Source organism: Mesorhizobium sp. M0848 (assembly GCF_040319805.1).
Taxonomy (GTDB): Bacteria; Pseudomonadota; Alphaproteobacteria; order Rhizobiales; family Rhizobiaceae; genus Mesorhizobium.
The window spans coordinates 139,709-159,099 of sequence record NZ_JAMYOM010000016.1 but is presented as its reverse complement, the minus strand read 5'-3'; the positions used below and the strand labels follow the sequence as shown (position 1 = coordinate 159,099).

The 19,391-nt window shown below is 63.2% G+C and carries 22 protein-coding genes and 1 pseudogene; 5 read left to right on the top strand and 18 right to left on the bottom strand.

What is annotated here, in order from left to right:
• Positions 1-45 precede the first annotated feature (45 nt).
• Together tmpB and tmpA are read right to left on the bottom strand one after the other, a co-directional pair.
• On the bottom strand, positions 46-636 hold the full coding sequence (gene tmpB, locus NKH95_RS19740) for a (R)-1-hydroxy-2-trimethylaminoethylphosphonate oxygenase (protein ID WP_128305786.1): 591 nt from the start codon (positions 634-636) through the stop codon (positions 46-48).
• Complete coding sequence (tmpA, locus tag NKH95_RS19735; RefSeq protein WP_023813060.1) at positions 633-1,784, bottom strand: 2-trimethylaminoethylphosphonate dioxygenase; 1,152 nt, start codon at positions 1,782-1,784, stop codon at positions 633-635. Before tmpA ends, tmpB begins: the two co-directional genes overlap by 4 nt.
• Before the next feature lie 122 nt (positions 1,785-1,906).
• Here tmpA and NKH95_RS19730 point away from each other — a divergent pair, with 122 nt between their 5' ends.
• On the top strand, positions 1,907-2,785 hold the full coding sequence (locus NKH95_RS19730; RefSeq protein WP_352776207.1) for a LysR family transcriptional regulator: 879 nt from the start codon (positions 1,907-1,909) through the stop codon (positions 2,783-2,785).
• A gap of 4 nt (positions 2,786-2,789) precedes the next feature.
• Here NKH95_RS19730 and NKH95_RS19725 read toward each other — a convergent pair whose 3' ends face one another.
• From NKH95_RS19725 to NKH95_RS19715, 3 genes are read right to left on the bottom strand one after another with little or no spacing between them, the layout of a single operon-like run.
• Positions 2,790-3,317, bottom strand: coding sequence for a GNAT family N-acetyltransferase (locus NKH95_RS19725; protein WP_023813062.1), 528 nt, complete (start codon positions 3,315-3,317; stop codon positions 2,790-2,792).
• 44 nt (positions 3,318-3,361) lie between these two features.
• Positions 3,362-3,670, bottom strand: coding sequence for a hypothetical protein (locus tag NKH95_RS19720; protein WP_023813063.1), 309 nt, complete (start codon positions 3,668-3,670; stop codon positions 3,362-3,364).
• 4 nt (positions 3,671-3,674) lie between these two features.
• Positions 3,675-4,238 (bottom strand): helix-turn-helix domain-containing protein, encoded by a 564-nt coding sequence (locus tag NKH95_RS19715; protein WP_352892615.1) that lies wholly within the window; start codon positions 4,236-4,238, stop codon positions 3,675-3,677.
• Between the two features lie 155 nt (positions 4,239-4,393).
• On the opposite strand from NKH95_RS19715, the gene NKH95_RS19710 reads away from it, so the two are divergent.
• A complete protein-coding gene (locus NKH95_RS19710; protein WP_023813065.1) occupies positions 4,394-6,226 on the top strand; it encodes an ATP-binding protein in 1,833 nt (610 codons plus the stop codon).
• Between the two features lie 225 nt (positions 6,227-6,451).
• Here the strand turns inward: NKH95_RS19710 and NKH95_RS19705 are convergent, their stop codons facing one another.
• Both NKH95_RS19705 and miaA read right to left on the bottom strand, forming a co-directional pair.
• Positions 6,452-7,243, bottom strand: coding sequence for a GGDEF domain-containing protein (locus NKH95_RS19705; RefSeq protein WP_128305783.1), 792 nt, complete (start codon positions 7,241-7,243; stop codon positions 6,452-6,454).
• A gap of 105 nt (positions 7,244-7,348) precedes the next feature.
• Positions 7,349-8,317 carry a tRNA (adenosine(37)-N6)-dimethylallyltransferase MiaA gene (gene miaA / locus NKH95_RS19700; RefSeq protein WP_352799590.1) on the bottom strand — a complete coding sequence of 323 codons (969 nt, stop codon included), beginning with the start codon at positions 8,315-8,317 and terminating at the stop codon, positions 7,349-7,351.
• On the opposite strand from miaA, the gene serB reads away from it, so the two are divergent.
• On the top strand, positions 8,307-9,194 hold the full coding sequence (gene serB / locus NKH95_RS19695) for a phosphoserine phosphatase SerB (RefSeq protein WP_352892613.1): 888 nt from the start codon (positions 8,307-8,309) through the stop codon (positions 9,192-9,194). The two genes, miaA and serB, sit on opposite strands and share 11 nt — an antisense overlap.
• Positions 9,191-9,753: pseudogene (locus NKH95_RS19690) on the top strand (GNAT family N-acetyltransferase). Before serB ends, NKH95_RS19690 begins: the two are co-directional and overlap by 4 nt.
• On the opposite strand, the gene NKH95_RS19685 reads toward NKH95_RS19690, so the two are convergent.
• The 8 genes from NKH95_RS19685 to NKH95_RS19650 all read right to left on the bottom strand — a co-directional run bounded on the left by NKH95_RS19685 (position 9,754) and on the right by NKH95_RS19650 (position 16,119).
• Complete coding sequence (locus NKH95_RS19685; RefSeq protein WP_023813069.1) at positions 9,754-10,014, bottom strand: hypothetical protein; 261 nt, start codon at positions 10,012-10,014, stop codon at positions 9,754-9,756.
• Positions 10,011-10,436 (bottom strand): putative toxin-antitoxin system toxin component, PIN family, encoded by a 426-nt coding sequence (locus NKH95_RS19680; protein WP_023813070.1) that lies wholly within the window; start codon positions 10,434-10,436, stop codon positions 10,011-10,013. Before NKH95_RS19680 ends, NKH95_RS19685 begins: the two co-directional genes overlap by 4 nt.
• Before the next feature lie 55 nt (positions 10,437-10,491).
• Entirely contained in the window at positions 10,492-12,009 is a 1,518-nt protein-coding gene (locus NKH95_RS19675; RefSeq protein WP_352442872.1) for a DegQ family serine endoprotease, read from the bottom strand.
• Between the two features lie 127 nt (positions 12,010-12,136).
• Positions 12,137-12,325 (bottom strand): DUF2065 domain-containing protein, encoded by a 189-nt coding sequence (locus NKH95_RS19670; protein ID WP_023813072.1) that lies wholly within the window; start codon positions 12,323-12,325, stop codon positions 12,137-12,139.
• A 6-nt stretch (positions 12,326-12,331) separates the two neighbouring features.
• A complete protein-coding gene (gene hflC, locus NKH95_RS19665; RefSeq protein ID WP_352442873.1) occupies positions 12,332-13,297 on the bottom strand; it encodes a protease modulator HflC in 966 nt (321 codons plus the stop codon).
• Positions 13,297-14,421, bottom strand: coding sequence for an FtsH protease activity modulator HflK (hflK, locus tag NKH95_RS19660; RefSeq protein WP_023813074.1), 1,125 nt, complete (start codon positions 14,419-14,421; stop codon positions 13,297-13,299). Before hflK ends, hflC begins: the two co-directional genes overlap by 1 nt.
• Positions 14,422-14,599: 178 nt before the next feature.
• Entirely contained in the window at positions 14,600-15,118 is a 519-nt protein-coding gene (locus tag NKH95_RS19655) for a dihydrofolate reductase (protein ID WP_352442874.1), read from the bottom strand.
• Complete coding sequence (locus tag NKH95_RS19650) at positions 15,118-16,119, bottom strand: DUF4424 domain-containing protein (protein ID WP_352866784.1); 1,002 nt, start codon at positions 16,117-16,119, stop codon at positions 15,118-15,120. Before NKH95_RS19650 ends, NKH95_RS19655 begins: the two co-directional genes overlap by 1 nt.
• A 206-nt stretch (positions 16,120-16,325) precedes the next feature.
• Between NKH95_RS19650 and cobF the strand changes: the two genes are divergently transcribed.
• On the top strand, positions 16,326-17,126 hold the full coding sequence (cobF, locus tag NKH95_RS19645) for a precorrin-6A synthase (deacetylating) (RefSeq protein ID WP_352892602.1): 801 nt from the start codon (positions 16,326-16,328) through the stop codon (positions 17,124-17,126).
• Between the two features lie 29 nt (positions 17,127-17,155).
• Here the strand turns inward: cobF and NKH95_RS19640 are convergent, their stop codons facing one another.
• The 3 genes from NKH95_RS19640 to modB all read right to left on the bottom strand — a co-directional run bounded on the left by NKH95_RS19640 (position 17,156) and on the right by modB (position 19,385).
• Positions 17,156-17,497 (bottom strand): winged helix-turn-helix domain-containing protein, encoded by a 342-nt coding sequence (locus tag NKH95_RS19640; RefSeq protein ID WP_095087111.1) that lies wholly within the window; start codon positions 17,495-17,497, stop codon positions 17,156-17,158.
• A 74-nt stretch (positions 17,498-17,571) separates the two neighbouring features.
• Complete coding sequence (gene modC / locus NKH95_RS19635; protein ID WP_352892598.1) at positions 17,572-18,684, bottom strand: molybdenum ABC transporter ATP-binding protein; 1,113 nt, start codon at positions 18,682-18,684, stop codon at positions 17,572-17,574.
• A complete protein-coding gene (gene modB / locus NKH95_RS19630; RefSeq protein WP_023813081.1) occupies positions 18,681-19,385 on the bottom strand; it encodes a molybdate ABC transporter permease subunit in 705 nt (234 codons plus the stop codon). Before modB ends, modC begins: the two co-directional genes overlap by 4 nt.
• Between the last annotated feature and the right edge of the window lie 6 nt (positions 19,386-19,391).

Below are 19,391 nucleotides of genomic sequence, written 5' to 3'. Positions count from 1 at the left end.
AAGAAAGGAGGCACGGCTTGCACCCTGCCTCCTTCCCTGGGGAATTTACGCCGGCTTGCCCGCCGCGAACTGCGTCACCACCCGCTGCAGCAGCGGCACGTAATCGCGAAATGTCCGTGTCTTCATGTTGGCGATCTTGCCGCTCTCGTCCCAGATGCGGACCCGGACCGCTTCCTCATGGAAGGGGTTCTTGCGGAACTCGGCGACCTCCTCGGCATTCATCGGCCCGCCCTGCAGCGACAGCGTGTGCACCGAGGCCTGCGAAAGCCTGCCGAAATAGGTCGGGTCGGTGGCGCAGAGATAGCGCTTGGCGGCGACATGCAGCCTGACGCATTCGACGATGACAGGTGGAAAGAACGGCGCCAGCACCTCGCCGCCGGCCTCGTCATGATGCTTGTCCTCGACATCCTCGGGCGAATAGGTGCCGAACTCGCTGGTGTAATGGCCGATGTCGTGCAGCAGCGCCGCCGCCACCAGTTCGTCCGGCGCGCCGTCCTTTTCAGCGAACCAGGCACCCTGCAGCATGTGCTCCGACATGGTGACGGGTTCGCCGAGATAGGATTCGGCGCCCCGGCGCTCGAAGATGTCGGCGATGAACTCGACGATGGTGTCCGCGTTCAAATCCTGGCCGCTCATTCCGCGGCCTCCTTGAACCCGTGCTCGATTGCCGCGAGCGTCGACAGCAGACCGTCCTTGTCTGCGTAGCAACCCTGCAGCCAGCGCTTACCGGTACCGGAAAACGCCTTGCGGGCATGCATGACGCGGGTGTTGTCGACGATGAACGCTTGCCCCGCTTCGAGCTTGAACGTCACCTCGAAGGATGGATCCTCGATCAGTTCCGCAAACCGGCGATAGGCGGCGTAGTACGCTTCCATATCGCTGAACGGCACGTCGACCGTCGGCGCCAGCGAGCGGTTGTTGAAGCGGATGCAAATCAGCTCGCCATCGGGCCCGAGCTCGATCATCGGCCGCTTCGCCTGCAGCCGCACGCCGGAAGAGCCGGCATACTCGAAGCGCGCCGGGCATGAGCTCAGCAGCCGGAAGCCTTCCGGGTTCTCAGCCTGCAGCGCAGCCGCGACTGCAAACCCATCGACGACACTGGACTCGCCGCCCTCAACCGTATTCTCGATGCAGGACAGGATCTGCAGCGTCGGCACAGGGTCGCGATAGGGATTGTCGGTGTGCGCCTGGAGGCCGAGATTCGTGTAGGCGAGATTGTTCGGATTGACCTCGGCGCGCACTTCGAACCAGCGCCCGTAATTGGTTTCCCTGATGTAGCCGAAAAGATCGGACACTTTGCACAGTGCCCCGGATTCGGTCGGCAGATCGTCCATCACCGCGAAGCCACAGGTTTTCACCGCCGACAGCCATTGCCCCAGCACAGCGCGATCGCGGCTGGCCGCAACATAGCCGGCGCGCGGCACCGAATTCTGCATCGAGGCCTTGGTCCATCGCACGGTGGCCTCGCCTGTCCAGCCGGGCTGGCGGCCTGCGTCACGATCATAGGCATTGGCGCTCAGCCATGCCGCGGGAAAGCTGACCGTCTTCTGCTCGGGCACGAAGCTGACTTCCAGGGCGCCGCCTTTGATCGACGCGGCGCCGATCCTGGTGTCGGCGGGAATGTCGAGAATGGTGATGAGCCGTTGACCATTGCCGGCGCTGCGCGTCTTGTCGTCCAGCGCATTGTCGCGCAGCCACATGGCGTGAAAACGGCTGCGCGACCCGTCCTGCCAGCCAAGGTCGATTGTTCTGCCTTCGTCGCCGATCCGCGCCTGGGTGAGCATGGAGATCCGTTCCTGTCCATTGCGTCCCCCGCAGCCTGATCCGCAGGGTTTCGATTGCATGTTGATCGCGCGACAGACATAACTCAAATTATCATTTTTTAGCCAATGACCGCAGAATACTAATGGCTCGTACAAATACACCGGTGCCGCCTCTGGACTGGCTGCGCAGTTTCGAGGCGGCGGCGCGGCTGTCGAATTTCACCGCGGCGGCAGCCGAGCTCGGCCTTACCCAGGCCGCCGTCAGCCAGCACATCCGGCTTCTCGAGGAATGGCTGAAGACGCGCCTGTTTTCGCGGCTGGCGCGCGGCGTCGCGCTGTCGCCAGAGGGTGCGGCTTACCTGCCCCACATCCAGTCGGCCTTCGCCACCATCGGCAACAGCACCGCGGAACTGTTCGAGCCGCGCGCCATCCAGACCGTCTCGATCCGCGCGCCAATCTCCTTTGCCTTGCTGATGCTCGCCCCGGCGCTGCCCGATCTGGCGAAGGCGCTGCCGCGCATCCAGCTCGATCTGGTGACGATCCATCGCCCTGCTGACTACGACCTGCCGGGCTCGGTGCTCGACATCCGTTTTGGCAACAGATCCTTTCCCGGCCGTGAAGCCGACAGGCTGACCGCAGAGCGGCTCGTGCCGGTGGCGGCGCCAGTGCTCGCCGGCAACCCCGACTGGACCTCCCTGCCGCTGCTTCTGGTCGCCGGCGCGCGCGAAATGTGGGCGGAATGGTTCGCCGCCGCTGGACTGGCTGGCCATCCCAGACGATCGCACCGCTTCGACAGTTTCGTCACCGCCATGGAGGCGGCGAGCGCCGGCGCCGGCGTGCTTTTGGGCTCGCGGCCGCTGGTCGATGCGGCGCTCGACAGCAAGACGCTGGTCAGGCTTTCCGACTATGAACTTTCCAGCACATCGGGGCATTTCCTGACCAAGGCGTCGACAGCACGCCTGACCGGTGCCGAACAGGATTTTCGCCAGTGGCTGCTGTCACGCCTCTCCGCGCCGGCATGACCGGTTACGAGATTGGCCCGATCCGCTTCCAGTAAATCAGCGTGCCGGTCAGCCCGCCATGCGGCTTCAGGGCATAGTCCGGTATCTCACCGGCCAGCGTGAAGCCCAGCCGCTCATAGAGGCCTGAGGCGCCCTCCTCGGTCGCCGTGTCCAGAACCAGCAGCGTGCGGCCCCTCTCGATGGCAAGGCTCTCGGCGGCCCGCATCAGGCGCGTTCCCACACCCCTGCCCCGGTAATCGACTGATGTCATCAGCTTGGCGATCTCGGCCCGGTGCGGCTGGTTGGGCGGACAATCGAGCAGCAAGGTCACGGTGCCGACCAGGTTTTTGCCATCCCAGGCGCCAAGCACCGATCTTTCGCCCCTTGCCGCCGCGGCCAGCGATTTTTCCCAGAACGCCCTTGCCGCCTGCGGCGCCAACGGATGCATGAAGCTGACCGAACCGCCGGCCGCCACCGTTGCGACCAGCAATTCGGCCAGCATGTCCTGCGTCTCGGCAGCCGGGTTCAGGGTTGCGATCTCGATCGAGTTCATGTGCAGGATATCCTGTGATTGCGATAGAAGCGGGCGCATTGCTGTCACTCCAGATGGCGCGCGCGGCGTCGCTTACGCGCCGCCTTGATGGCGCTGATGCGGTCGGCGTCTTCGTGCCCGAGATGCCGCCCGCGCTCGAGGATCTCGAGCGTGTACTCCTCATAGGTCAGGCCAAGCCGCTCGGCTCTGTCCATGCGCAGCAGCATCACCTCGTGGCTCGGCGCCTTCCACGCCTTGGCGTACGCTGCCTGCCAGGCAAGAAAGATGTAGGGATCGCCCTTGCCCCATGGCGGGCCGTTGTACTCATCGAGAGGCGGCCCCCCATTATGGGAGCGCTTTGGTCTTCTTGCCATTGTGTCAGCCCCTGACCAGCGCGACGAGATAGTCGGCGCCGGGCTCCAGGGCATGGAAGGTGCAGTCCGACGGCGCCCCAAGCGCCAGGCAGTCGCCTGATACAAGCTTGTGCACTGTCTCACCTTCGATGAATTCGAGCCGCCCGGAGATCAGCCATATCTGCTGCTTGATGAAGGCGTATGAAGCGGCCGGAAAACTGACCTTGGCGCCCGCCGGCAGATGCACCTTGATCAGTTCCAGCGGCATATCGCCAGCCGGCGAAAGATGCCGCCTGACATAGCCGGTGTCGGGATCGCGCCACACCGGCTGGTCGGCTTCGCGCAACAGCCCGCCGCCCTGCAATTCCGCGCGCGCGATCAAGGTCGACAGCGTCATGCCGAAGGCCGACGCGATGCGCACCAGAAGCGCCGCCGTCGGGCTGGTCTTGCCCCGCTCGATCGTGCTGAGCATCGCCTTCGAGACGCCGGAACGCTCCGCGAGTTCGGCCAGGGACCAGTCGCGCACCATCCTTTCGGCGTGTATCCTGCGGCCGATCGTCGAGGAAATGTCGTTCGCTATATCATCCATATGTCTATTATAGCGAAAAATAGACGCCGGAGAAGAGCCGCCTTGCTACAATTTCCACGAGCCCCTTAATGCTCTCTACACCATCCGACCTCATCGGGCCTTAACCCCATTCGGGTAGCATCGATGCTCCAGGGGAAATGGGGATTGGCCTGTCCATGTATGTCGAACGCGAAGCCTCCGTTGGAGAACCGACATCGCAGGAGCGCCGCGACGCAGAGCAGAACGACAAGCGCATCCTCGGCAATGTCGTGCAATGCGATGGCGCGCGCGCCACCATCAGCGCCTACGCGAACGACGCCGACGGCGCGGTGACCGGCCTGTGGACGGTCGGCAAGATGATTTCCATCAATCTCGGATCGACGCGAACCGTCGGCCTGGTCTACGCAATCGGCAAGTCGGACCGCGCGTGGAGCAATGAGGGCCAGAACGCCATCGAGGTCAGCATCGAGCTGATCGGCGAAGTCCGTGACGGAGCAGAGCCCGGCGCCAAACCGGTCTTCGACCGCGGCATCACCACCTATCCGCATATCGGCGCCGTTGCGCATCGCATCCGCACCCGCGACCTGCAGGCGGTCTATGACCTCGCGGGGCGTCATTCGATCACGATCGGCACGCTCGCGCAGGACGAGACGATCGCCGCCAACATCGCCATCGACGATACGCTGGCGCGTCACTTCGCCATTGTCGGCACCACCGGCGTCGGCAAATCCACCGCCGTCTCGCTGCTGCTACGCAAGTCGATCGCGGCACGGCCGGATCTGCGCATCCTGATCCTCGACCCGCACAACGAGTTCGCTGCATCGCTGCCCGAATACTGCGTCAGGGTCGATTCCAAAACCCTGGATCTTCCGTTCTGGATGTTCACGCTGGAGGAATTCGCCGAGGTGCTGTTCCGGGGCCGCGAGACCGAGCCGGAAGAAATCGACGCCTTGCGCGACCTCATTCCGGCCGCCAAGAATCTCTACCGCAACCCGAATTCGGGCTCCTATATCAGGCGCGGCAGCGATGCGCTGACCGCCGATACGCCGGTGCCTTACCGCATCGCCGACCTGCTCAAGCAGATCGATGAGCGCATGGGCATGCTCGAAAGCAAGACCGATCGCCCGACGCTCAAATCGCTGAAGACGCGCATCGAATCGGCGGCGGCCGATCCACGTTATCGCTTCATGTTCAACTCGCGCCTGATCGAGGACACCATCCACGAGACGATCGGCAACATCTTCCGCGTGCCGCATCATGGCCGCCCGGTAACCTGCTTCGAAATGGCCGGCATGCCGTCGGAAGTGGTCAATTCGGTCTGCTCGGTGCTGGCGCGCCTGGCCTTCGACCTCGCTCTGTGGAGCGAGGGCAAGCTGCAGCTTCTGTTTTTGTGCGAAGAAGCGCACCGCTATATGCCGGCCGACCCGCGCCTCGGCTTCGCGCCGACAAGGCACGCGCTGTCGCGCATCGCCAAGGAAGGCCGCAAATATGGCTGCTATCTCGGCGTCGTCACCCAGCGCCCTGGCGAGCTCGACCCGACCATCCTGTCGCAATGCTCGACTTTTTTCGCCATGCGGCTTGCCAATGAGCAGGACCAGGCGATCATCCGCTCGGCGATTGCCGATTCTTCCGCCTCGACGCTTGCCTTCCTGTCCTCCATGGGCCAGCGCGAAGCCATCGCCTTTGGCGAAGGCGTAGCGACGACCATGCGGCTGAAGTTCGAAAAACTGCCGAGCCACCTGCTTCCTGGCACCGCCAAGCGCGAAGAAGCCGCCTCGTCGAAAGCCGGCGACGATGTCGATCTGGTGGCGATCGTGGAACGACTGCGCAACGTGCCGAAATCAACGCAGCAGGCGATGGCCTTCGCCGAGGTCGTCGATTCAGGCCGCCAGGCCGGCGATCCCGACTACCGCAAGCCACCCGCCGCACGCGCGCCATCGGACGACGATTTCGACATGCGCTACGGCCTAAAGCCCGCAACCTTCGGCCTGCGCCCGCAAAACGATTGAGTTTGCGACAAGTCCATCTGCCGATAATCCCGAGAATCCGCACCAAACTTCGATTGGCTCTGCTTCGTTCGAAAAGCCTGGGTAAATCCCGAAAGGGAATTCATCAGGCCGAGTTGAATGACGTGGCTTTCGAGAAGCCGGAGCGGAGCGGACATTTAGTCCGTGAGCACCGGAAGTCGAGAAAACCGCGTCAGGCGACCGGCCTCATGAATTCTTCTTCGGGATTTAGGCGCAGACGCGGTTGCGGCCTTGCCTCTTCGCTTCGTAAAGCTGGCGGTCGGCGCGGCGATAGAACTCTTCCGCTGTTTCCTTGCGGTCCCAGACGGCGAGCCCGACGCTGGTGGTGATCTTGAGGCGGACATTGCCTGACAGCACCGACATGTTGGCGATCGCCTTGCGGATGCGCTCGGCAAACTTGCCCAGAAGCTCGGCGTCCATATTGGGCGTGACCACGGCGAACTCCTCGCCGCCCAATCGCGCTACCACATCGTGGTAGCGCGTCATGTCCTTGAGACAGTTCGCGACGGCCTTGAGCACTTCGTCGCCGACGTCATGGCCGTGGGTGTCGTTGACCTGCTTGAAATGGTCGAGATCGAGGATCATCAGACCGACGGGCTTTTCGATGCGCCGGAACTCCTCGAGATACTCCTTCAGCGCATCATCGAAATAGCGCCGGTTCTGCATGCCGGTCAGGCCGTCGGTCAGCGCCGCATGCTCAAGTGTTTCCGAGCGCGCGCTGAGCGAGACCGTCATGGCGCGCAGCTTGCCTTCCTCCGTCGCCTGTTTGCGGATCAGCGGATAGATGAAGAAAATGCCGAAGAACAGCGCGGTGGCCAGGAGCACGCCGGTCGCGAACAAGAGCTTGTTGAGATAGATGACCTTGTCCAGACCCGAAGCCGTATGCAACTCGTCGGCGAAGGACTGCAGAAGTCCGTAAGCATGCAGCGTCACCAGGCCGGCGGCCAGGATCACGAATATAAAGACGAAAAATGCTGATTCCGCCTTGTGGAAACGCATCTGCTCCCCGTTGGAAAAGTGCCCACTGATCTTATGGCATGGGCGGGCTTACGGAGGGTTAATTTGGACAACCACAACGGGAACCTTTCCTTGCAGGTAAACTTTTCAGGTTGCATCGGAAGCAAGCGCTGAGATCGTGGTTTCCAGATCATCACCGGGGCGCAACCTCAGCCATTCCGGCCCCAATTGATGCCTGAACCAGGTGGTTTGCCGCTTGGAATATTGCCTGGTCGCGATCTTGGCGCGTTCGATTGCCTCGGGAAAGCCAATCTCTCCGGCCATCGCTGCCTGCAGTTCGCGAACGCCGATCGCTTTCATCGCCGGCAATTCGGGATCGAGACCAAGTGCTGCAAGCCGCTTGACCTCGTCCAGCGCGCCCTTGTCCAGCATCTGGTCGAAGCGTTTGTCGATGCGAGCGACCAACGCCGCCCGATCCGGATCGATCACCAGGAAACGCGCGCTTTCCCTGTCGATGAGCGGCTGGCCGCGTTCCGCCTGCCATTCCAGGATCGAACGGCCAGACGCATCGAGAACCTCCAATGCGCGCACGATGCGCTGGCTGTCGGTTGGCTTGAGCATCATGGCGGCCGCCGAATCCTCGCGCAGCAGCAAGCTGTGCAGCTTGACGGCGCCCTGCTCCTTCAACTCATAGCGCCAGCGGTCGCGGACCCGCTGCGGAATGTCGGGCATTTCCGAAATGCCCTCGGCCAGCGCGCGGAAGTAGAGCCCGGTACCGCCGACGAAAATCACTGCCCGTTCGAAGAATGTGCCGTCGTCGATCAACTTCCTCACGTCGCGCAGCCAGGCGCCGGTGGAATAGGCGGTGGCCGGTTGGACATGGCCATAAAGATAATGCGGTGCGCGGGCGAGGTCGGCCGCCTCAGGCCGGGCGGTCAGCACGTCGAGCACCGAATAGCCCTGCATGGAATCGGTGTTGACGATCACACCACCCTTGCGCTCGGCCAGATCGAGCGCAAGCGCCGACTTGCCGCTGGCGGTCGGCCCGGCTATCAGGATCGCGTTCTTCACGCGGCCCTCGCCCGCCTGCCCGCCGGAATGTTTCATGCCGCTCATCGCCACGCTTGTTTCCCGTCCCACTGAGCGCGCTTTGTCGCTGTCGCTTGCGAATATGGCCTCACGGTCGGTCGGCGCAAGCGCTGTTGTCTGGCTGGCCGAAGGTATTGCCTGCGATCTCGTCCTGCCTGAGGCAGCCGACGACGCCGTCACGAGCGCCGTCTTGCGCACGGCACTCGCCAGCGAGGCGGTCGACGTGATCGTCCAAGAGGCAGAAACCCGCCGCAAGAAAATCCTGATCGCCGACATGGATTCGACCATGATCGACCAGGAATGCATCGACGAGCTGGCCGATGAGATTGGCGTCAAGGATCGGGTTGCCACGATTACCGCGCGATCCATGAATGGTGAGATCGCCTTCGAACCGGCTTTGCGTGAACGGGTGGCGTTGCTCAAGGGCCTCGACGCCGCCGTGGTTGATCGCATCGTCGCCAATCGCCTGACGCTGGCCGCGGGCGGCCGTGTTCTGGTCCGGACCATGCGCGCCAACGGCGCCTGGACGGCACTCGTGTCTGGCGGGTTCGAGGTGTTCACGACGCGCATCGCCGCCATGCTCGGCTTCCAGGAGAACCGTGCCAATCGCCTGCTCGAACAGGATGGCCGCTTCACCGGCCTTGTCGGCGAGCCGATCCTCGGCCGCGCCGCCAAGGCGGACGCGCTGATCGAAATTTCAGCGCGCCTCGGCCTGACGCCCGCCGACGCCATCGCCGTCGGCGACGGCGCCAATGATCTCGACATGATCCGCCTGGCCGGTACCGGTGTCGCGCTCCACGCCAAGCCGACGGTGGCGGCACAGGCCAAGGTCCGCATCGATCATGGCGACCTGACCGCGCTGCTTTATGTGCAAGGCTACAGGCAGCAGGAGTTTGTGCAATGAAACCAATGCGTACCGAGCGCCTGATCCTGCGCAACTGGGAAGATCGCGACCGCGACCTGTTCCACCGCATCAACTCCGACGAACAGGTGATGGAGTTCTTTCCGTTCCGCCGCGACCGCGCCCAGGCGGATGCCAAGATGGACGAGTTGCGAGGCGTGACCGACCGCGACGGCTATGGCTTTGCCGCCGCCGAGATCATCGCCACCGGTGAATGCATCGGCTTTGTCGGCATCACCGGAACCGAGCATATGCCGTTCCTGCCGGCCGGCACCGTCGAGATCGGCTGGCGGCTGGCGCCTGAATTCTGGGGCAAAGGCTATGTCACTGAAGCCTCGGAAGCCTGGCTGGCCCACGACTTCGAAACCCTCGGCCTTGGCGAGATCGTGTCTTTCGCGGTCTATGACAACCACCGCTCCACGCCGTCATGCAACGCCTCGCCATGACCGCCGATCCGTCCGCCGACTTCGACCACCCCGGCATTCCCGACAGCCATCCCGCGCTCAAGCGACATGTGTTCTACCGGCTGACTGCCAAGAATTGGCGAAAGAAATGTCGCTGATCAATGTCGATCAGGCGGAAGCTCATCGCCAGGTTGCGGAGGTCCGGCAGCAACCCGCTCAAGCAGCTTTCCAAAATCGTCAGCGGACGCATCGCCTGTCCGACGACGCAGGAACTCGGCCGCTGTTTCCATTGCCCCAACTTTCTGCGCCACGGCCGAAGCGATCCACTGATTGAGCGACACGCCATCGGCCTTTGCCAAGCGCATGGCCGCCTCCTTGACCGAAAGCGGGAGTTTCAACGGATAAGTCGCTTTGCTCATGTTCGAAATCCTTCCAGGAACTCAGCCGGGCTTACGACTTGGACATCGAAACGGCCTGCCCCAGCCACAAAATCCCGGCGATTGTGAGTCACCAACGCATCCGCCCGACCGTTGATCGCCGCTTCCAGCACCATCTCATCCTTCGGATCGCTCAATTGCGGACGCCAGAGAAAGTGCAGTTCGACCGGCTCGGCCAAGGCCGCAAAGCCGGCCAACAGTCCATCTAAATCCGTAGTGGACAACCCGTGAATCGCCATTTGCTCGGGTCGGGACAGAACGGTTTCGTATTCAAGAAACAGCGCTGTCGTCACCAATGGGCAAACCCGCCGGTCCGCAACCAGTTGCAAGATAGCGAACGATGCACCATTCCTGCTTCGCAAACCTGCCGTCAGAACGTTTGTGTCCAGTACGATCCGCTTCACAAGGCAAAATAGTACATCCCATAGGATGTTACAATATGCCTGCGGGCTGCTGACTTCAGTCCATCCGGATCGTCACGAACCTGAGCTCACCGGTCTTCGATGCCAGCATCAAGAGCGCATTCTTGCGCCCCTGTTCCTTCAAGGCGCCGATGCGGTCCATGACATCCTTGGGGGTGGCAACCGATTCCTGTGCGATCTCGGTGATCACCTCGCCGGGCTGGATGCCGCGTTCGGCGGCTGCCGAGTCCTTGGTGACGTCGGTGATGACGACGCCCGAAACATCGGCCGCGATGCTGAACTTCTTGCGTGTCTCGTCGTTCAGTTCGCCGACCGTCATGCCGAGCACCGAAGCAGTGGAAACGGCTGGAGCCTTGTCACCCTTGTCCTGATCGGTGTTGCTGCCCTCCTCGCCGCTGGCGAGTTTTTCGCCGTCCTCGAGCCGGCCGAGCGTTACTTTCACGGTCTGCTCGACACCCTTGCGCACGATGAGCACATCGACCGCCTTGCCAACCGGGCTTTCGGCGACGACGCGCGGCAGATCGCGCATCTCATGGATGTCCTTGCCGTCGAACTTGATGACGACATCGCCCGCCTGGATGGTGCCATTGTCGACCGGGCCGCCCTTGATCACGCCGGCGACCAGCGCGCCCTTGGCGGTCGCCATGCCGAGGCTTTCGGCGATGTCGTCGGTCACCGGCTGGATGCGCACGCCCAGCCAGCCGCGCCGCGTCTCGCCGAACTGGCGCAACTGGTCGACGACGCCGGACGCGAGCTGCGAGGGGATGGAGAAGCCGATGCCGATCGAACCGCCGGAAGGCGAAATGATCGCCGTGTTGATGCCGATGACTTCGCCGGCGCTGTTGAACAGCGGTCCGCCGGAATTGCCACGGTTGATCGCGGCATCGGTCTGGATGAAGTCATCATAGGGGCCGGAATTGATGTCGCGGTTGCGGGCAGAGACGATGCCGACCGTCACCGTGCCGCCGAGGCCGAACGGATTGCCGATCGCCATCACCCAGTCGCCGACGCGCATCTTGGTGGAATCGCCGAACTTCACCGCCGTCAGCTTGTGGCCTTTCGGATCGACCTTGAGCACGGCGACATCGGTCTTGGTGTCGGTGCCGACCAGCGTCGCCTTCAAGGTGACACCATCGGAGAAATTGACCTCGATGTCGTCGGCATCGGCAATGACATGGTTGTTGGTGACGACGATGCCTTGCTCGGCATCGATGACGAAGCCGGAGCCCAGCGACTGCACCTTCTGCGAGCCGTTGTCCTTGTCACCGCCGCGGTTCTTGAAGAAATCGTCGAAGAAATCCTGGAAGGGCGACCCCTCGGGCAATTGCGGCATCGGCACGGCGCCCGGGCCTTCGGTACCCTTGACCGTCTGCGAAGTCGATATGTTGACCACCGCGCCGAGCAGGCCTTGCGCCAGATCGGCGACCGAAGCGGGCCCATCGGCGGCAAATGTCGGCGTCACGAAGGAGGGGACAGCGACGGCGCTGACAAGAAGTGCCGCCGCGCCGGCGATGAATGTCCGCCGAGCCGCGCACAGAATTGTATTGGATGTCATCGAGAAGCCTCCCGGTATCCTTGAAAAGAAAAGCGCTTCGACGAAAACGCCGCGTCACGCCATGTTGGCAAAAAATACGGCACGTTTGCGGCTATGACTATCGGCAGAGGATAAATCATCGCAGCCGTCATGCGCCTCGTACCAGCCAGACGATGCCGACGCCGATCACGATCGCCGCCAGCCCGGCGATCCGCAGCGCGTTCTCGGGCAGCGACAGCACTTCGGTGGCAAGTTTCCTGGCCAGGCCGGGAAAACCGCCATAGACCAGACCCTCTATGACAAGGACCAGGCCCATGGCGGCAAGAAAATCCTGCACCGGCCGCTACTGGCCGGTGCTGGGCTGTGCCGGCGCGGCGGGTGCCGTCGCCGGAGCGTTTGGCGCAGGCGAAGCCGGCTTTGCCGGCCCCTCGCTGCCGTCGGGGTTGCGGAAGAAACGGAAGAACTCCGAGTTCGGCGACAGCACCATCGTCGTTCCGGTGTTGTCCAGCGCCGTGCCATAGGCATTCATCGACCGGTAGAAGTCGAAGAAGGCCGGATCGCGCTGATAGGCTCCCGCGAAGGTGGCGCTGCGCTGGGCTTCGCCCTCGCCGCGCAGGATTTCCGACTCTTTTTGCGCTTCGGCGACAATCTCGACCACTTCGCGATCGGCGCGGGCCGTGATGCGTTGCGCCGCTTCATTGCCGCGTGCCCTTAGCCGGGCAGCTTCCGCCAGGCGTTCCGCCTTCATGCGGTCGAAGGTCTGCTGCGAGACTTCGGCCGTGAGATCGGTGCGGCGAATGCGGACATCCTCGATCTGCAGGCCGAGCGATGTGGCATCGGGCCTGAGCTGGTCGCGGACTTCGCGCATCATCACGCCGCGCTCTTCGGAGAGTGCTGCCTCGAAATCACGCAGACCGTAGACACGGCGCAAGGCAGCGTCGAGACGCGTCCTGAGCCGGGCCTCGGCCAATTCGATCTGACCGGACACGGCGGAGCGGAAGACCCGCGGATCCGAGATGCGGTAGGCGATGAAGGCATCGACCTCATAGAACTTGCCGCCCGAGACCTGGACGCGGATGTTGTCGAGGTCGAAGCGCAGCACCCGGTTCTCGATCAGCTGCACCGTATCGGCGTCGAAGAACGAGAACGGCGCCTTGAAGTAGATGCCGGGTTCGCTCTTGACGTCGACGATCTCGCCGAACCTGAGCACCAGCGCCTGCTGACGCGCATTGACCACGAAGACCGACGAATAGAGCAGGAACAGGATAACCGCTGCTGCGACGACGATGATGGGAAGACGGTTGGCCATCACTGGTTACCTCCCGTAACGCCACTGGGCGCAGCGGGTGCCGGCGCTTTCGGCTGCAATGCCGGCAGCGGCAGATAGGGAACGACCCCTTGCCCGTTGCCCTGCTCGACGATGACCTTGCTCGAATCCTTCAGAACCTTCTCCATGGTTTCCAGGTAGAGGCGCTTGCGCGTTACATCGGGCGCCTTGGCATATTCGTCATAGACCGAGATGAAGCGCTGCGCCTCACCCTCGGCTTCCTGCACGACCCGGTTCTTGTAGGCGGCCGCGTCTTCGCGGATCTGTGCGGCCTCGCCGCGCGCCTGCCCGAGCTTCTGGTTGGAGTACTGGTTGGCCTGCTCGACGAACTTGTCCTCGTCCTGCTCGGCGCGCTGCACTTCGTCGAACGCATCGGCCACTTCACGTGGCGGTGCCGCATCCTCGATCGAGACGGCGTTGACGTTGAGACCGGCCTTGTAGCCGTCCAGCGTCGTCTGGATGATTTCACGCACCGAGGCGGCAATGCCCTGGCGGTCGTCGCGGAAGATGTCCTGCGCCGGCCGGCGGCCGACGGCTTCACGCATGGCGCTTTCGGCAACCTGCCGCAGCATGCCGTCGGGATCGGACACATCGAACAGATACGCGCTCGGGTCGGAGACCTGATAGGCGACCGAGAACTGGACGTTGACGATGTTCTGGTCGCCGGTAAGCATCAGCCCGGACGTGTTGCCACTTGTCGCGCCGCCGCCGCCGATATCGACGAGCTGCTCGGAAATCTTGGCCGTCTCGACGGTTTCGAGCGGCCACCAATGGAAATGCAGGCCAGGCTGCGACAGTTCGGTCTTCGGCTTGCCGAAGCGCAATTCGACCGCGACCTCGTCGGGCTGCACGGTATAAACCGCCTTGAACGCCCACAGCACCACAAGTGCAGCCGCGATCAGGGCGAAGATAGCCGGGCTCGCGCCGCCGCCACCCGGAAGAGCGCGCCGCAGCCGGTCCTGGCCGCGGCGGATGATGTCTTCGAGATCTGGAGGCGAGCCCTGTGGCCCGCTGGGTCCCTTTGGACCCTGCCCCCAGGGTCCCTGATTGTTGCCGCCGCCACCCCATGGGCCGCCGCCACCGCCGCTTTTGTCGTTCCAGGGCATGAATGTCCTTTCGCTTGGAATTCCCTCAAGCGCCGGTATTACGGCGCAAAATCCAGTATTGTTCTTCTATAGGGACGCCACGAGGCGCTTTCAACGCGATGCGCTGCCGACTTCGTCCGATTTGTCCGGTCGCGACCCTTTGTCTTCCTTCAATGCCCCTTCAATGCCCCTTTTTCAGTCAATGTCTCTCTCGACGCCGCTCGTAAACCGAATAGCGCGTCGGGTGGCTGTCCTTTTCCCCGGCCGGGACGTCGTGCGAGCTGACAATACGCCAGGAATCAGGATCGATCGGCGGGAAATGCGCGTCGCCTTCGACCGCTGCCAGCACATGGGTGACATGCAGCCGATCGGCCAGAAGCATGGCCTGGGCATAGATTTCGCCGCCGCCGATGACGCACACCTCGTCCACACCGACCATGCGGCGCCCGCGCTCCGTCGCCAGTTGGATCGCGGCTTCGAGCGAATGTGCCATCTCTACGCCCTCGGCGCGCCAGGTCTTGTCGCGGGTGACGATGATGTTCAACCTGCCCGGCAGCGGCCGGCCGATGCCCTCATAGGTCTTGCGGCCCATGATGATGGGCTTGCCCATCGTATCGGCCTTGAAGCGCTTGAGATCGGTGGAGAGCCGCCACGGGAGCCCGCCGTCCCGCCCGATCACGCCGTTCTCGGCGATGGCAACGTAGATTGCGACATGCATCAATTGTCGTCCGTTGGCTCGAGGATCAGGATGTCGATGTCGCGCTCAGGGTAGAAATCACCCGCCGTCATCTCGAAGGTCGTCGGTCCGGTCTTTTTGACATTGTCGCCGCAGAACGAGACCAGGGCTTTCGGGTTGCCCTTGTCGATCGTCAGCTTGAACTTGCCGATCGTGCCGGTGGCCCAGTTGCCGCCGGTGGTCAGGATATAGGCGATGCGGTTCTCGACATATTTGGGGTAGCCGTCAGGGTCGTCCTTGGCCGCCTTGCGCACCGCATTTTCGAATGTGTCGTCCATGCAATAGCGGGCCTTGTAGGCCGCATACTGACCCTGGAATTTGCCGTCGTAGAAGAAGCTGACTGAAGACGTGCCGCCGACGCTCGGCTTGTAATGGTGGGAAACATGAACGTCCTTGTTGGCTGGAAAGGTCGAGCGCCACCAGTAGGTCGAACGCAATTGCCAGAACGGCGTGTAGACCTTGGTCGTCTCGGTGCCGTCGCTGCCGGTGTCCTCGATGATGATGCCGCGGTTGACCCAGTCATCGACAACCGCTTGCGGCAACTTGGCCAGCGCCGCCTTCGCCGCATCGCCGAATGGATAGAACGGCACGTTTTGCGCCTTCAGCTCTGCGCTGATGTCGATGCCTAGCGCCAACACCTTCTGCTCGAGCTGCGGCTTGACGGCGGCACCGTCGATCGTCACCTCGAAGCCGAGGAAATTGTCGCTCTGGTTTTCGGGAATCGCCGGGATTTCTTCGGGATTGCCCGATATTTCGGGCATCGGGAAGGCGACGATGGCCTCGACATCGCGATCGGTGTTGTTGTGGAAGACATAGTCGACCGTGACCTTTTCAGGCGAGATGAAAAGGTCCTCGCTTTGCATCGCCACGGCATCGCTGCGCGACAGGATCAGGCCGCCAGTGCCAAGTTCGGCAACCGAATCATTGGCAAATACGGGCGCAGCCGACAGGGCCAGCACGGCGGTCAGAACATATCGCAACATGGAAGCCCCCTCGGCTAGAATGCTTGCAGGACCCTAGCCGTTTCAATGTGGCGTTTCAAAGCCCTTCCGCATCCGCTAGCGCACCAAAAAGGGTCTGGAGCAAGCGGTCTGGACACCCAGCAGGGGTCTGGACACGCGCCAGCGCGATCTGGACACGCGCCAGCTCGGTCTGGACTAACAGGTTCCGATCGGGCAGGAGTTCGCCCATGCGCAAGCTTCTCGTCATCGGCATCGGCGCCGGCAATCCCGACCACATGACCGTTCAGGCCATATCAGGCCTGAACCAGGCGGATGTGCTGTTCATTCCCGACAAGGGCGCGAAAAAAAATGAACTGGCCGAACTGCGCCGCCGGATATGCGACCGCTTCGTCACCAACCCGAAATCACGCCGTGTCGAATTCGACGTGCCGTTGCGCGACCTGCCAATGGAAGATGGGCCAGTAGAAGATGGGCCGGCCCCCTCCTACCGCTCGACCGTCGATGACTGGCATGAAGCCATCGCCGCCATTTACGAAGGCCTGATCCGCGACGAGATTGCAGGCGACGGCTGCGGCGCCTTCCTGATCTGGGGCGATCCTTCGCTCTATGACAGCGCGTTACGCATCCTCGAGCGCGTGCGCCTGCGAGGAAATGTGGCGTTCGAGCTTGAGGTGATCCCCGGCATCACCGCTGTCCAGGCGCTTGCCGCCAGCCACAAGATGGCGCTGAACCGCATCGGCGATTCCGTTCTCATCACCACAGGCCGCCGCCTGACCGAGGAAGGCATGCCGGACAATGCCGGCAGCGCGGTCGTCCTGCTCGACGGCAAATGCGCCTTCAACACGCTGGACGACAAGGATCTGATCATCCACTGGGGCGCCTATCTCGGCACACCAGACGAGCTCCTCATTTCGGGCCGTCTCGGCGATGTCGGTGCGGAGATCGAAAAGGTTCGCGACTACGCCCGCCGAATGAAAGGCTGGATCATGGATACGTACCTGCTGCGAAAGCCCAGGGAAGAGGAATAGGCCGTACTGCCTACTGCCTACTGCCTACCCTATCCCGCATCAATCTCCGCCTGCAGCGCCTCCATATGCGTCGCCGCCGCCGCAGCCGCCGCACGCTCGATGGCGCGAAAACGGCTGACCACCGCCAGCCCCACAGCCGTCAGTTGCGCGCCGCCGCCCTTGCGGCCGCCGGTCTGTGCCGCCACCAGCGGCTTGCCGAATACCCGGTTCATGTCCTCGACCAGGTCCCAGGCGTGCTTGTAGGACATCTCCATGCCGCGCGCGGCGGCCGAAATGGAGCCGAAGGCGGCGATCTGTTCCAGGAGTTCGATCTTGCCCGGCCCGATGCGCCCGTCGGGGTCGAGATTTATCCGCAAGCTCAGCGACGGCATCATTACTCTCCGCGGTCCAACCTCATACTAGAAGCTCCCTGGCGAAACCGCTATTCCAAAAAGACATAGCGGGATCACCCATCCGCCTCTGCGGGCAGGCCGGCGCCGGTGTTCGCCCGATCGAAGCTCACCGTCTTGATCACCGCGAAAACCTTGCCGCCAAGATGGAGCTTCAGCGCCTGCCGCGACTGTTCGGTGATGCGGGCAAGCACGGTTGCACCACTGCAGTCGATACCGACCTCAACCGCGGGCCCTTCGCCGGGGCTCATCGCGGTAATGGTCCCCGGCAGGATGTTGAGCGCGCTGAGACCCCTCGGCTTTTCGGTGGCGATCATCACATCGCGGGCGCGAATACGGATGCGCACCGGCGTACCTGTCTTCATCGCCAGCTGTGGCACCCGGAGCTCGCCCGCGGCCGAGCCGAGCACGGTCATGCCGAAAGTCTCGTCGTGACGCAGCACCCTGGTGTCCAGCACGGCGCCGCCCTCGCCGCGCTCCTCCGCCGGCAACAGGTCGAGCCTTTGCATCACCGCCTCGGTCGGCCCGCTGGCAACGACATTGCCCTGCGCCAGCATCACCACGTCGCTGGCCAGCCTCGCCACTTCGGCGACTGAATGACTGACATAGACGATCGGGATTTTCGTCTCGTCGCGCAGCCTTTCGACATAGGGCAGAATTTCGGCCTTGCGCGCTTCGTCGAGCGAGGCCAGCGGTTCGTCCATGAGCAGCAGTCTGGGGCTGGCAAGCAGTGCCCGGCCGATCGCCACGCGCTGTTTCTCGCCGCCCGAGAGCTTTGCCGGCCGCCTGTTCATGAGCGGCCCGATGCCGAGCAGGTCGACGACGGCATCGATATCGGCGTAGCGCTCCGCCGGCGGCGTGAACCAGCGGCCGTAGCGAAGATTGCCGGCAACGCTCAAATGCGGAAACAGCCGCGCATCCTGGAACACCATGCCGATGCGGCGCTTGTGCTTCGGCACGAAAATGCCGGCACCGGTATCGACCAGCACACGGCCGTCGACCTCGATGCGTCCCTTGTCGGGCCGGATCAGCCCGGCAATCATGTCGATCAGCGTCGTCTTGCCCGACCCAGACGCTCCGAACAGCGCCGTCAGCCGCCCAGCGCTTTCGAAGCGGGCGTCGATGGCGAAACCGCCGAGCCGATGACTGATGTCGACGAGAACGCTCATTCGATGTCCAGTCGCCGGCCGACACGCCGCGCCAGCACCTCCGAGGCCACCAGCGCGGCCATGGAGATGACGATGGAGATCAGCGTCAGGCGGAGCGCCCCTTCATCGCCACCCGGCACCTGCGTGAATGTGTAGATCGCCGACGGCAATGTCTGCGTCTCATTGGGAATGTTGGAGACGAAGGTGATGGTGGCGCCGAACTCGCCCATCGCCTTGGCGAAGGCGAGGATGGCGCCGGCGATCAGCCCGGGCAGGATCAACGGCAGCGTGATGGTGGCAAAAACCCAGAGCGAATTGGCGCCGAGCGTTCCCGCCGCCGCTTCCATCTTGCGGTCCACCGCCTCGATCGACAATCGGATCGCCCGCACCATCAGCGGAAAGCCCATGACGCCGCAGGCCAGCGCCGCACCTGTCCAGCGGAAGGAGAAGACAATGCCGAAATGCTCTGCCAGGAAAGCGCCGGCCGGGCCACGCCGGCCGAAGGTGAGCAGCAGCAGGTAGCCGGTCACCACGGGCGGCAGGATCAGCGGCAGATGCACCAGCCCGTTGAGAACGGTCTTGCCCCAGAACTGTCCCCGGGCAAGCAGCAGCGCAACCAAGATGCCTGGCGGCAGGCTGGCGAGCATCGCCACCGTTGCCACCTTGATGGACAGCCGGACCGCATTCCATTCGTCGGGAGTGAGGTCCAGCAGCCAGTTCATAATGTC

What these genes read in the sequence shown, in the direction of transcription:
- tmpB (WP_128305786.1), bottom strand. Translation starts at nt 636, where the DNA reads ATGAGCGGCCAGGATTTGAACGCGGACACCATCGTCGAGTTCATCGCC.
- tmpA (WP_023813060.1), bottom strand. Translation starts at nt 1,784, where the DNA reads ATGCTCACCCAGGCGCGGATCGGCGACGAAGGCAGAACAATCGACCTT.
- NKH95_RS19730 (WP_352776207.1), top strand. Translation starts at nt 1,907, where the DNA reads ATGGCTCGTACAAATACACCGGTGCCGCCTCTGGACTGGCTGCGCAGT.
- NKH95_RS19725 (WP_023813062.1), bottom strand. Translation starts at nt 3,317, where the DNA reads ATGAACTCGATCGAGATCGCAACCCTGAACCCGGCTGCCGAGACGCAG.
- NKH95_RS19720 (WP_023813063.1), bottom strand. Translation starts at nt 3,670, where the DNA reads ATGGCAAGAAGACCAAAGCGCTCCCATAATGGGGGGCCGCCTCTCGAT.
- NKH95_RS19715 (WP_352892615.1), bottom strand. Translation starts at nt 4,238, where the DNA reads ATGGATGATATAGCGAACGACATTTCCTCGACGATCGGCCGCAGGATA.
- NKH95_RS19710 (WP_023813065.1), top strand. Translation starts at nt 4,394, where the DNA reads ATGTATGTCGAACGCGAAGCCTCCGTTGGAGAACCGACATCGCAGGAG.
- NKH95_RS19705 (WP_128305783.1), bottom strand. Translation starts at nt 7,243, where the DNA reads ATGCGTTTCCACAAGGCGGAATCAGCATTTTTCGTCTTTATATTCGTG.
- serB (WP_352892613.1), top strand. Translation starts at nt 8,307, where the DNA reads ATGCCGCTCATCGCCACGCTTGTTTCCCGTCCCACTGAGCGCGCTTTG.
- miaA (WP_352799590.1), bottom strand. Translation starts at nt 8,317, where the DNA reads ATGAGCGGCATGAAACATTCCGGCGGGCAGGCGGGCGAGGGCCGCGTG.
- NKH95_RS19685 (WP_023813069.1), bottom strand. Translation starts at nt 10,014, where the DNA reads ATGAGCAAAGCGACTTATCCGTTGAAACTCCCGCTTTCGGTCAAGGAG.
- NKH95_RS19675 (WP_352442872.1), bottom strand. Translation starts at nt 12,009, where the DNA reads ATGACATCCAATACAATTCTGTGCGCGGCTCGGCGGACATTCATCGCC.
- hflC (WP_352442873.1), bottom strand. Translation starts at nt 13,297, where the DNA reads ATGGCCAACCGTCTTCCCATCATCGTCGTCGCAGCAGCGGTTATCCTG.
- hflK (WP_023813074.1), bottom strand. Translation starts at nt 14,421, where the DNA reads ATGCCCTGGAACGACAAAAGCGGCGGTGGCGGCGGCCCATGGGGTGGC.
- NKH95_RS19655 (WP_352442874.1), bottom strand. Translation starts at nt 15,118, where the DNA reads ATGCATGTCGCAATCTACGTTGCCATCGCCGAGAACGGCGTGATCGGG.
- NKH95_RS19650 (WP_352866784.1), bottom strand. Translation starts at nt 16,119, where the DNA reads ATGTTGCGATATGTTCTGACCGCCGTGCTGGCCCTGTCGGCTGCGCCC.
- cobF (WP_352892602.1), top strand. Translation starts at nt 16,326, where the DNA reads ATGCGCAAGCTTCTCGTCATCGGCATCGGCGCCGGCAATCCCGACCAC.
- NKH95_RS19640 (WP_095087111.1), bottom strand. Translation starts at nt 17,497, where the DNA reads ATGCCGTCGCTGAGCTTGCGGATAAATCTCGACCCCGACGGGCGCATC.
- modC (WP_352892598.1), bottom strand. Translation starts at nt 18,684, where the DNA reads ATGAGCGTTCTCGTCGACATCAGTCATCGGCTCGGCGGTTTCGCCATC.
- modB (WP_023813081.1), bottom strand. Translation starts at nt 19,385, where the DNA reads ATGAACTGGCTGCTGGACCTCACTCCCGACGAATGGAATGCGGTCCGG.